Source organism: Saltatorellus ferox (assembly GCA_007751475.1).
Lineage (GTDB): Bacteria > Planctomycetota > UBA1135 > UBA1135.
Window position 1 is genome coordinate 5,330,463 of the sequence record CP036434.1, and the last position, 12,700, is coordinate 5,343,162.

At 65.4% G+C, this 12,700-nt stretch carries 5 protein-coding genes; all 5 read right to left on the reverse strand.

Annotation, left to right across the window (positions count from 1 at the left end):
• Positions 1-163: 163 nt before the first annotated feature.
• Positions 164-1,147: a prepilin peptidase gene (locus Poly30_RS19055; RefSeq protein ID WP_145200878.1), complete on the reverse strand. Its 984-nt coding sequence runs from the start codon at positions 1,145-1,147 to the stop codon at positions 164-166.
• Positions 1,144-3,225, reverse strand: coding sequence for an Ig-like domain-containing domain (locus Poly30_RS19060; protein WP_145200881.1), 2,082 nt, complete (start codon positions 3,223-3,225; stop codon positions 1,144-1,146). Before Poly30_RS19060 ends, Poly30_RS19055 begins: the two co-directional genes overlap by 4 nt.
• Before the next feature lie 113 nt (positions 3,226-3,338).
• Complete coding sequence (locus Poly30_RS19065; RefSeq protein ID WP_145200885.1) at positions 3,339-7,016, reverse strand: Ig-like domain-containing domain; 3,678 nt, start codon at positions 7,014-7,016, stop codon at positions 3,339-3,341.
• Positions 7,017-7,351: 335 nt separating this feature from the next.
• Entirely contained in the window at positions 7,352-10,720 is a 3,369-nt protein-coding gene (locus tag Poly30_RS19070) for an Ig-like domain-containing domain (protein WP_145200888.1), read from the reverse strand.
• A 563-nt stretch (positions 10,721-11,283) separates the two neighbouring features.
• The gene (locus Poly30_RS19075; RefSeq protein WP_145200890.1) at positions 11,284-12,675 is read right to left on the reverse strand and encodes an aspartate carbamoyltransferase catalytic subunit; all 1,392 of its coding nucleotides are present in this window, start codon (positions 12,673-12,675) and stop codon (positions 11,284-11,286) included.
• Between the last annotated feature and the right edge of the window lie 25 nt (positions 12,676-12,700).

Consider the following 12,700-nt stretch of genomic DNA (forward strand, 5'->3'; position numbering starts at 1 on the left):
ATGGAGGCCAGTTGCGGAAACAGCTGTCGGCGAAACGGGCGGGCGGCGGAAATGGTGTGCGGATTCATGGGGTTCCCCTCGAAGTGGATAAGCCTGACTTGACCGGCAGGAGCGCGCAGGAGAGGACCCTCGGCCCCCCCACGCCCCCTGACCGGCGCCCGGATCACAGTCCGAACGGCAGCAGAGTCAGGACATCCTTCCAATCCAGAAGGACGATTCCAATACCCAGGGCGAGATAGGGGCCAAAAGGCAGATATCTGCCGAAGATTCGTGCCGTCCGAATCGCGTCCATCACGCCGCGATTCACGGTCTTCCTGCGCCGCTGGCGGCTCCTGACCACGTGGTAGAAGCGGAGCATATTCAAGATTCCGAAGACCGAAGCCACCACCACGGCGATGATCAGAGCCGCTGCGACGCCCTTCACGCCGATGAAACCGCCTCCTGCGGCCATGAGCTTCACGTCCCCGAATCCCATGGCGTCGACTCCGTAGAGCTTCGAGCCGATCCATCCGACGGCGTACAGGAAGCCCCCACCCAGGGCCATCCCTGCGAAGCACTCCGCCAGAGCGGCCACGGAGTCCACCTGGCCGCCGGCCGCCATGGAGAGCGCCACGGGTCCGCTCGCGTGGAGCGCAGGGACCAGCCAGGAAGCCACGGGGGCCGCCCACATTCCGCCGATCGAGACCTGGTCGGGGATCTCGTAGCGATCGAAGTCCACGAAGGTCGCAACGATGAGGCCCGCGAGCACGACGGAACTCACGATCAGGACCCCGTAGGCGCCGGTCGGAGCCATGCGCCAGGAGGCGTAGAACACCGCGCAGCCCAGGAGTTCGACGAGTGGGTACCGCCAGTGGATGGGCGCCTTGCAGCCTCTGCATTGGGCCCGCTGGAAGAGCCAGGAGAGCACCGGGATGTTCTCGCTCCACGTCAGCTGGCGGTCACATTTTGGACAATGGGAGCGCGCCGGACGGAAAACGGAGAGGTCCTCCTCCGGAAAGCGATAGATGCAGACGTTCAGGAACGACCCGACGAAGAGGCCCAGAATGGACCAGATGACCCCGAAGAACGCGGTGTCCATGGGGGGAAGCGCCAGGAAGGCGCCGCTGCCGGGGCCGTCTGCCCAAAGGGCAACGAATGGAGTCGTCATCGGGGATCGGGGGTCCAGAACAGTCGGACGCGGTCAACGAAGGGAGGGATCCAGGGGCCAGGGTTCCTGGGGACAGCAGGCGGGAGAAGCTGGAGTTCGATCCTCATGCGTACCCGTCCCCCTTCTACATCGACCTCCCCGCCCTCCAGCAGTACCCCCTTCGGCTCAGGATGGCGGACGGCGCTCTGAAGCCACTCTTCCCCGGACCTCCTTGCGCCCCCGGGCAAGGGCCGGTCCGGCTTGAGGAACTGAACGCGAAAGGTCCCCCCGGGCCCCCTGGAACCGAGGACCTGGGGTGCATCCCAGTTTCTGGGAGCCACCTCCTTGGGCACCTCCGAGGAGAGCGCCACGAACGTCAGAGGCACCACGAGCTGATTATGGAGCGGCTCGTCGATCACGAGCGGCGGAGACCAGTTCGCGAAGGCGCTATTGTCCGAGTCGACCGGCATCGATGCGAATCCGCCCTCGCCCAGCAGCCAGACCTGGTTCCGCGCGGCACCCGGCACGACGGAGCCGCGGATCATGCCACCCGCCACGAGGAGCAACGGCGTATCGACGGCGATACGTCCCCGCACCACGAGATCTCCCCCCGCGATGATCACGGTCCAGGCCGAATCCTGCCTGGCCGCTTCTTCGAGCCAATCCGAGAGCGACGAGGTTCGGGCCGACGACAGGACCGCGGCCGGATTCCACATGGGAACGGGCTCCTCTCCCTCGGGTAGCTTGCGCCGGAGAACGCCCTCGATGTCGATGCGGCCCTGGGACCGCAGCACCACGAGGCCCGGTGCCCCAAGGGTCACTTCCGTGCCTTCGGGAATCGTCAGGCGAGTCGCGTGCAGATCGGCGCCATCGAAACGCGAACCCAGAACCTGGCGCCCATCGCTCCCGTCGCCGGCGGCTCGTGGATAGCGGACTTCCAGCCGGCCCGTGTCCGACCAGAGCGCGGTGCCGTCGCTGGATGTATCCAGGAGGGGCGTGAAGTCCTCGGCGGAGAGGAATTCGAAGTCGTAGCTGCCTCTGCGCTCGGGCAAGTAGGCGTCCTGTCTCGCCGCAAAGAACTGAATCGGAGTTCGAAAGGCGGGCTTGCCCGAGAAGTCGAGGATCCCCCCGCCCGGACGAGCCCCGCGCTTCAGATCGAGTTCGAAGAGACCGGTGCTCCCATCGCTCAACGGCAGGTTGTCCTCGAAGGTCACCTTCAGGATCGCCGCAACCCCGACCGCCGGGTCCTTCACGTCTTCATCTTCGTTGCGGACGAGTTCGATCGACCTCACGCCCACGATCCGCGGAGTCTCGCCGCTGACCGCAGGAAGGTTCAGTTCCAGTCCGCGCCGGTAGCGATGCTCTCGCACCTCGAAGTCCTCCGGCCGGAACCACCTCGGGTCGAGGGGTTCTGCGCACGCCAGGATCAGGGGCTGATTCCAGGGAAGCGGCCTCCCCCCACTCTTCCCGTCGTCCCCGGGCCGCAGCTCGACCCGTGCCGCCTGGTCCGGGGAGGCGTCCCGCAGCATCGGAGCCCCGTCCGCCCCGTCACCCGCCGCCGAAGACGTAGCGGATCCGGGGGCGACGACCTGAAACTCATGTCGAATCGGATAGCGGAGTCCACGACGCTCGAACGAGCGCGGCCCGCTCAGCTCGGGGAACCCCCCGAGCATCAGGACGTACTCCGCCCCGGGTTCGAAGCCGCCGTCCCGGAGATCCGCTCTGAGCGGCCCTCTGGGCTGAAAGATCAGCTCGCGCCCCTCGATCAGCCAGCGCCCTACCGCTCGACGCCCCGTGGCCTTGTTCCAGAGCTGCACGGAGTCCGACGTGACGGTCGAGGGATCGAGCGCCTCGCTGAAGACCAGGCGCAGGTCGTCGTTCAATCGGATCGGTTCCAACGAGGAACCAGACGCACGGCGGGGCAGGACATCTACCAGCTCGAGGAAGCCCTCCACTCGCTGTGGGTCGCGTCCACAGCTCGCCGCCAGCAAGAGCACGGCCCAGCCAAAGGCCCAGCCAAGCCGCGAGCCCGTGGGCCGCGAAGGCGGACGATCGATACGCCTGTGCACGACCGAGTCGAATGGGATAGTGAGCGCCATGGAGTCATCAAAGACCGAGGGCCCGCCGATCGCAAGTACGATCGACGGGCCCTCGCATTCATGCCGAAGGCCTAAACCAAGAACGCTGGTCGGGCCCGTGGCTGCCGAGTCGCTTAGAAGCGGTACGGGATCCGGACGAAGTCGAGCCCTGGACGCGCCGACTGGGCGGACGCGGGACCGTTGACAGCGATGTTGAACTCGACCTTGAAGCGGATGAAGTCCCACGCCACGGTCTCGGTGCCGATCGGAAGCGTCAACGGATCCGTCTGACCCTGCTCTGCCACCGGGTCATTCAGCACAGAGATATCCGCGGCAAAGCCATTCCGGATGTCGAAGTCCATCTGAACCAGGTCAACGCGGCTACTGAACGCGGCCTGGGGATTCGCGCTCGGAAGGCCCGTCAGCGGGTCCTCGATCGTTGCATCGAACAGCACCTTGATGTCCGTGTTGGTCGGGAACAGGTCTTCCACGCCATCGCTGAGCAGTCGGAAGAAGTAAGGAACGATCTCCGCCTCGATGGTCTCACCATTGCTGGCGAAGCCTGTGACGACGTTTCTGAACGTCTCACCCTGCGTGTCCACGACGATCGAGAACAGATCGTTGACGGTGTCGTACTCGGCCGAAACGATGTCGAACTCGCTGACATCAGCAAGATTGCCGCTGCCCCTCAGTCGCAGAGCGAACTCCCTCATCAGAAGAGCGTTGCGCTTGTAGAGGTCGTTGGGGTCCGCGATGAGTCCACCGGACACGTTCAGCGTGCCCGTCGAGGCCACGACCGACGGGATGCCGCCGCCCGCCGAAACCACCGTGAAGGGCAGAATCGGAGCAAGGTCCTGGGCCATCGTACCGCTCCGAAGGACGGAGCCATCGGCCGGGTCCGTACCCTCGAAGACGAACTCCACCGGGTTGGTCGAGCCATCGCCATTCAGTCGAGCAAGGCCCAGCGGAATCCAGCGCGAGAACGACTCGGAACGCGAGCTGAAGAACGGGATCAGGATGTCGGGGCGATCGGTCGGGTTGCTCCAACCGTACGGCGGCGGCACCATCGAACGGGTGACGTCCACCCCTGCCGTTGCGTAGCCCGTGGTCTGCGTTGGACCGAACCGGAGCTGGGTGTCAGGGTCCGCAACGTGGAGCTGGATGATGCCAGGACCCCCGTCACCACCTGCACCGTAGGCCGTCCCTTCCGGAGCCTCCGTGACGCCAGAGCACAGCGTGCCGCCCGGAGTTTGGTTGCACCAGTTGAAGGTCGGCGGAAGCGGGTTCATGGAGAGCGGCGGAACGTCGTCGCGACCTTCGAAGGCCGACTGAGGAATAGCGTCCGCTCGCCAGTTCGTATCACCGTCTGCGCCGGAGCCGCAGCGGTCCTCACGGCCTGCACCGCCCTGACCGCCGAGTGCGCGGACCGGACGCTTGTCGTGAATTGCGATACCGAGGTCGTCGTTGTAGAAGTCACCCGTGGCCGTCGCGGTCGATTCGGCAGCAATCGTGATCGTGGCCGCGCTGGACATGATGATGTGACCACCAGAGCCGCCGCCGGAACCGCCGCCGATGCGGTCGAAGAACGAGGTGTTCTCTCCACCGCCACCATGGCCGCCGTCCGCGGTGATCGAACCGCTCGACGCCACGTTGATGTCGCCGATCGAGAGGATCAGCAGACCCCCCGCGCCGCCGCCGCCGCCGGAGCCTTTCTCGTCGTTCGAGGCCAGGAAAGGCGTACGGGGGAAGCTCACGGAGGTCACGGCGTCACCGCCGCCACCGCCGCCAGAGCCAGCCCACACGCGGTTCAGCTCACCACGGATCTGAAGTCCGCTGGCGGTGATCATCGTGCCGAAGAAATCGTTGTTCGGGGACGAATCCACGAACGGGCTCGGAGCAAGCCTTCCGCCGTTCGCCGGTCCGGTTCCCGTCACAGCGCTCGTGCCTTCTTGCGAGCCAGGGAAGCCAGGCTCCCCATCCATGCCCACGAGCATCTGGCAGATCGCCGGGACCGTGTTGGCCGAGCCGTCGATGACGTAGCGGACCGGGCTACCGAGCCTGCCGCCGCCGCCACCTGCACCACGACGGTTCTCGAGGGCGCACGGACCGACTGGAGAGTAGGTCGTCTCACCGCCGCCGCCACCGGTACCGGGGACTTCGAAAGCTCCGAAGCCTGACGTACCCGCGGGCGTCGACTGCGAGGTGAAGACCGAACCAACGCCGCCGCGGCCGCCGCCGGCCTGGCCTGCAGCGCCTTCTTCCGGCTGGTTGGCGGTCCCGAGGGACCCCACACCGAAGTTATCTCCGCCGTTGATCGAGATCAGGCCAGCGACGTCGATGTTGCCGGTCGCCAGGATGGTGGCGGTGTTCGGGCCGAGGAAGACGAGGCGACCGCCCTGCTCGATCGTCAGGTTGCGCACATCCAGACGCCCGTTGATGACGGGCTGTGCGACACCGGTGGTGCCGGTGATCGTGTCGGAGTCGGTGTTGATGAACACGGATTGACCGTTCAGGATCAGGACGTCGAACTCGCCGCCGATGCCGCCAGTTCCGTCGAAGTCGAAGGAGGCGGAGAGTGCGCCCGGCGACTGGGAGTTGCCCCAGTTGGCCCGGGGCTGCGACGAGGCGATCCCCGTGTCTTCCAGCGAACCAGGGAGAGTTCCACCCACGGTGAAGCGCTCGAGGATCTCGTCGCTTCCGTCGCTCATTTCACCCACCCCGCCGTCGGGATTGGCGAGGACCGAGGAGAACGAGGCGAAGGAGGTTTGCTCTGACTGCACGTTGTCGCCCGTCAGGTCCTGGAAGCCTTCGCGGAGGGAGATACGCATCTCGGCCCCCTGGGGAACAATTCCCGTCGGCGTCACGCGAACCGCCGCGCCCGTCGCGGTGCAGTTGGCGATGAGAGCCACGCTCGCGGGAACCCGCAGCCACTGGCCCTGTGAGTCGTTGAAGTACTGGAGGCGGATCTTGTCCGTGTTGACGTTGTCGGACGAAGCGATGATCGGCTGGTTGAAGTTCAGCACGACCGAGAACTGCTCATCCGTGTCGCTGTAGAAGTTGAGGGGTACCTTGTACCGCTCCATCATCGGGTCCGAAGGGTCCACGGGAAGCACTCCCCTTTGAACGCTTGGATTGAAGCGGAAGTACTCCACCTCTCCCGTATCGACACCGAACTCCACGTACGAGACCCCCGAATCCTCGGGCGAATCGGGCTCCGGATCGGATTCATTCAAGATCCGGACCTGGGGCGGCCCCGCGACGACGTCGACGAAGAGAATGAGCGGATCGTTCGACGTCGGCGTCGTGAAGCTGACATTGAGTCCTGTCTCCAGCCGCTCCCCCGCCGTGTTCTGCACCGTGACACCACCGCCGATACCGGCGGTCGACTGGGCGACCACCGTCAGGCGATAGGTCTGACCCTGCTGAAGGCCGCCATCGCTGTTGGCGTCGTTCGTCGGGCACTTGGGCTGGAATCGAACGGTCCGGGGACCTGCTTCGCTGAACGTTCCGATCGCGGGAACCCCCAGTGTGTTCACGATCTGAATCGTGCTGGGAGACACGGTCGAGAAGTCCAGATCTTGCGTGAACTCGATCAAGATCTCACGGTTCAGCTTCCAGACCGCGCCGTTGATCACCGAAGTTCCGCGAACCGCGAACTCCGACGTATCCGTCGGGGGGTCCACGTTGATGCCCGTGGCGCTGTCGCTACAACCCGTCAGCGTTCCCGTGAAGAGAACCGCTCCGGTCGAGGCGAAAAGCAGGCTGGTGATGACCGAGCCAGGCAGAAGGGTTCGCCCGATGGCTCCTTTCATGCCGAGGGGGCGCCGCGAAGTGGTTCGCGCGTTGGGCGAAGATCGATCCATGGATGGTGCCGTCGAAGTTGATTGTCGAAACATGTGCTGAAAATCCCGGTCGAGGGGGGGGTCGACAAGAAGGACCGGGTTGAGGAATGCCAGAGGCCAGAGGAGCCGACGACGCCTGGGGGGGCGCCTCGGCGATGATGGAAGGGGCCCCACCGGGGAGCGTCAGAAGTGCCGTGCCAAGATGCACGGTACAGCGAATCGGAGGCTGCCGTGAACCTATCCCTCGTCCCTCCCTGCTCCCGCAGGGTCAGGGGGGGGCCAGGAATGGGTTCAAGCCACGGGGACTACGGCCGTTCCCAGGTCAAGGCGAAGGCCGAGACCTGCGGGGCCTGCCCGGTGATCACATTGCCTGAGAAGGTGATCCGAACCTGGTAGTAGCGCGCGCCGAAGATGTCAGTCACCGAGTCACGCCACGCCGCTTGATCCGTGAACCCGGGAAGGAACGAGATACCGAAGTTGTCCCGGTCCTGGTTCGGGTTGTGCACTGGACTGCCGCCGGCGTCAGTGATGTCCTTGTCGTTGTAGTAGTCACCGTACAGATCGAGCGTCGAGGCATCGTACTGGTAGTCCGCGAGTTCGCCCGTCACCGTGACGTCGCCACCGCTGTAGTTATCGCCTGCCCCGGGAATACTGGTGGTGTTGTCGAACACGATGTTGGTCGCGCCCCTGAACGAGAATTCGACGCTCGTTCCGATCGGCTGCACCGTCGCGTCAGGCTCGACCGTCGGCTCGCTGTAGACGCGGCCACCGAACGAGCTGGCGCCCTCCGACTCGATCACGGCTTCGAACCAGATCGAGTGGGCCAGGCTGATACGTGCCACGTAGTCGATCGCCCCGAGATGGAACGTGTTGTCTCGCCCGAAAGTCGGTGCACCAGGGGGATTCGAGCCAGGCGAGAAGCCTCCGTTCGCCGCATCCTCGTTCTCCGGGTCGATGAAGACCTGGTCGCCCCCCGTGTTGACGCCTCCGGTGGAGAAGGCGCGGAAGTACGGCCTGGAGGACGAGTTGACCGCGAGGTTCAGGAGCCAGGCATTCTGGCCCGCCGAGGACAGGTCGACGGAGGTCCGGAACTCCATCAGGAGCGGAAGACCGATCGTCTGGATCTCGCCGGGACGATAGTAAAGGTTCGGCGCTGGCGGGAGGCCCAGCGCTGCCGAGTAGGCTTCCGATTCCAGGCCCCCGTTGCCGGGACCGGAGCGATCGCGAATTCGCGTGTCGCGCCACGTGAAGTAACGCTTGTCCTCGTCCGGAACGTTGCGGTTCAGGGGGAACGGAACGAGTGACGTGCCGTTGACCGTGGTTCGAACGTCTGCCTGATCGATCACGTAGCCGAGCTGCCGCGGGTGCACGACGCGCTGCACCTCGTTCTCCAGAATGTTGACCGTGTAGACCGGGCGGAGCCCCGAGTTCTGGAACTGCGGGAAGAGGCTGCTCGGATTGATCAACTCGTCCGGAGCGTAACGGCAGTGCGACAGACGAATCTCGAACCGCTCGAAGGCGTCCGGGTTGATCGAACCACCGGTGGGAACCCACCAGAGCCCTTCCACATCGATGTTGATGTTGTTCGGGTCCGTCAGGGAGAAGCCGCAGTCCGAGTAGCGCCAGACCGTCTGCATCTTCGAGCCGAACGGCGAGAAGGGAGTCACGACGCCGGGAGGGAACGCGGTCATCTGGGCGGGAAGCGCCTGCTCCTGGTTGTCGATCACGACCTGTGTCCGAACGACCGGACGAGGCCGGATCGTCTGGAGGTTCGTGTCGATCTGGATCTGACCACCCCACTCGGGAAAGCCGCCGAGCGGAACTTCCTCGTCCGTGCTGGCGAAGCGGCTGACGCGTCCGCCGTTGAGTTCTGACGGCTCGCTGGGCTCGACGGTGACCTCGATCGAGGGGATCGCGGCCACGATGTTGCCGGCCAGGTCGCGCGGCGGGAAAGCGTCACCGCTGTCCGAAAGACTGAAGTAGTAAGACTCTTGCACACCCGAGAGGTGAGCCAGGTTCAGGACCGGAACGAAGGTCACCTCGCGAAGCGTGGCCGATTGGTTGAGCTCCCCCACGACGAAATCGGACGTGGACAGCGGGGCGCCGGACGAGCTCTGAAGCTGACGCGTGAGCGTGACCGAGTCGAACGCCGTCAGCGATTCAGGATCCATCGGCTCGCTGAAACGAAGCGTGAAGATCGACGAGGTGGTGACGCCATCGGTCGGGTTGTTCGGGTATCCAGTGGGACGCGGGAGGACCTGAACGAAGCACTCGGCGGGATCGCCCAATTCGAACGTCACCTCGAGGTTCGACTGAATCGCACCGAACTGCTCCCAATCCTTCGGACCATCCCATTCCCGCGGGAAGGAGACGAGTTCCACGGGCAGGTTGAAGAGCATTCCGCTGCCATCCGGAACGTAAGCCTGCGCCTGGGTCGGCGTGAGGCCGGCCGGCTTGACCACGCGAGCGAAGAGCCCGGGCTGAGAGATGAAGTCCGCCGACGTCAGAGCGTCTCGCCCACAGAGCTCGGACGGAAGCTCTACCTCGGGGAGGATGAAGAACAGGGACCCGGTATCAGCGGGGTCAGCCTGAACCTGCTGAGGCGCGGCCACGATGTTCATCGGCGTCGCGCCGAGGACCTGCGGCGGAAGGGTATCGCGGAGGAACCCGTTGAACGGATCCGACACGATCCCCGCGCGACCACCCGAACGCAGCGCGCGGGTCACAGGACGCGAGTTGGTCGTGAAGTCCACGGGACCGTTGCCCGTGGTGGCGAGCGCGTGGTTCGTGAGGTTGGTCAGAACGTTCGTGAGCCCGATGGACGGGTTGGTGACCGTGGGGATCCGAACCTGGACGTTGGCCATGTTCGACTCGATGCTGGCTCCGAGGCCGACACCGTTGAGCGGCGCCGAGCTGCCCGAGAGCTGCTTCTCGATCAAGCTCGTCGTCAGGTCGACGATCACGCGGGTCGGGTAGAAGGCGCCGTTGCTGGCAGTTCCACCGTAGTGGGCGGAAGGGAAGACGCGCGCCTCGAACGGAGCCGTGGGCGGGTAGCCCTCGACGATTTCGATCGTCCGGTTCGACACGGTGCTGGGCCGGACGAGATCGTCGAAGACGATCACGAGCGCCGCATTCCGGGGGAGCATCGAGTACGTCCCGGTGGTCGCCAGGTCCTGAACCTGGATCGGATCGAGCCCCTCGCCGGCCGCCTTGAGGAGATCGAGGAACTGTTCACGCTGGGCGGGAATGTCCACGTTTCGCTTGATGAAGAGCGTCTCCTGGCCCGTCACACCGCTGACCGTCAACTCGTAGTTGAGGTCGTCGGAGACGAGGTTCTGGTTGATGACGAAGTCTGACGCCATCGTCTGACGAATCCCCTCGTTGTCCAGTGCCTGGACCTGCACGAGGCGCCCGTACGCCATCCTGGCGATACGGAACTCCGAGGCGGCGCCGCCCGAGTTCAGATCACCGAAGTAGAAGCTCGACCCGGTCGAGGGGTTGTCCGCCGAGGTCGGCTCCACGCCCGACGCTCCGCTGCAGCCGGACAGCCCTAAGCCGGCCAGGCTGGCGCACAGGACTCCGGTTGCCAGAACGCGGCCCCTTCGCCCGGCTCCCGGGAAGAGGTTGGCCGTGATCCCCTGGGGGCTCACTGGAAGGTGGAAGGATTTTCTCATAGGAACTCGAAGAGAGTGGGTCGCCATCGTTCGCCAGGGCAGGATCCGGCCACCGAGGAGGTGGCCGCTGGAACGCTGCCTGGGCGCCCTCGGACCGGGTCCGGAAGCTGAATCCGAAAACAGATCCTGAAGAACGGAGTCGCGAGAGGGTATCGAACGGAGGTGTGGAACGAGGAGTGTCCGTGCGGACGGAAGTGCGAGTTGGGGGGTGGTGAGCGGTGGGCGGCGCTGGAACGGACGCTCCTGCCGCCATTGTCACGCGTTCAGGTGGCGGGTCAAGTCGCCGCCGGGGTGATGACGGAGATAGTGCAATCTCCGTGCCCACTTCGGGGTCGCAGGGGAAGTGTAGCCCATTTTGCCTCTCACCCGGCCCTGGGGCTCAGGAGTGCCGCTTCAGGGAGCCTGCGAGGGCTCTTACCCCCATGATTTACCTGGTTTCGCATGTGGCGCGACAACCCGCCGAGAGTCGCACGAAAAGCATTTGTGCGCTTCCGCACAATCAGGCCTGGGACGCTGTTCGGTCCCGCCTTGAGCGGGGCCGCAGCCGAGAGAGCGACATTCCGTCACGAGGCCGCCGAGGCCCTGAATCCCAGCTGCTCTGCGTCCGCGGCGCTTTCCAGGAAGACCAGATGCTCTACATGAATCTGCCCCACGGCCTTCGCCGACGGTACGTGGTAGACGCCCGTCGAAGAGCAGCCCACGAACGCGAAGGCGATCTCCCGGGTGCAATAGCCACAGCCGGCACGGAGCGGCGTCCGTGCGATCAGCCGGAATCGCGGCACGACGTGACGCGTCTCGGTCCTGGAGATACAGGAGGGGTTCGGGCACGGATTCCTCCCGAGCGGCACGGCCGTGGACGCCGGCATGGGAGCAGGGCGCTCGACGCCGAGGTCGATGCGACCCAGCAACCAGCCCAGGATCGCCATCCGAATCGGAACGCCGCGCGCGGCCTGCTTGAAGTAGATGCTGCGCGGATCCGCGTCCACGTCGGCGCTGATCTCGTCCCGACGCGGGAGCGGGTGCATCACGACGGCATCGCGCAGGGACTCAGCGGCCATCGCACGCTTCTCCAGGCGCAGGTACTGGGTGGCGGACATCTCGTTGCCCGAGTACCGCTCCGTCTGCGGACGGGTCATGTAGACGGCGTCCACCTGCTGGACCTCCCACCCGCGCGCATCGGTGAAGAGAGAGAGCTGGTGCGGCTTCTGGGGCGTCAGGTAGACCGCGTCGCTGTTCGCCGCCAGGTCCCCGAGCCTGCGAGCGTCCGCGCGGATCGGTTCGACGCCGAACTCCTCGTGAAGGCGCTCGACCAGATACTCCGGCAGCTCGAACCCCGGCTGTGGAACGCAAACGATGTTCGCGCCGAAACGCGCGAGGGCGAACGCGAACGAGTGAACGGTCCGGCTGTACTTCAGGTCTCCCGCTAACACCACGTCCAGCCCCTCGATCCGACCCCGCTCCACGTGGAGGTTGTACAGGTCACAGAGCGTCTGGGTCGGGTGCTCCAGGCTGCCGTCGCCCGCGTTGATGACGGGCACCGGAGCGAACTCCGCGGCAAGTCGCGCCGCGCCTTCGCTCGGGTGACGCAGCACGATCACGTCGGCGTATCCCCCACCCACCACCCGGATCGTGTCAGCGAGGGACTCCCCCTTGACCACGCTGGAGCTGGTCATCTCCGCCGCCGTGAGAACCCCGCCCCCGAGCCGGAGCATCGCCGACTCGAACGAGAGCCGGGTCCGCGTGGAGGGCTCGTAGAAGAGACTCGCCGAGATGAAGCCGGGACAGGTGTCCGCGAACGTTCTCGGACTCGCGGCGAAGCGATCCGCCTGGGCGAAGAGAGCGTGCATCTCTTCGATGGAGACATCGTCGATCGAGACGAGGTGGCGCGGAGCGCCTCCGGTCACGGGTGGCACGGCGGGAATAGCTGGCTCGGTGGCTCGTGTGCGTTGGCTCATGATCGGAGGGCGATTCACGCCCTCC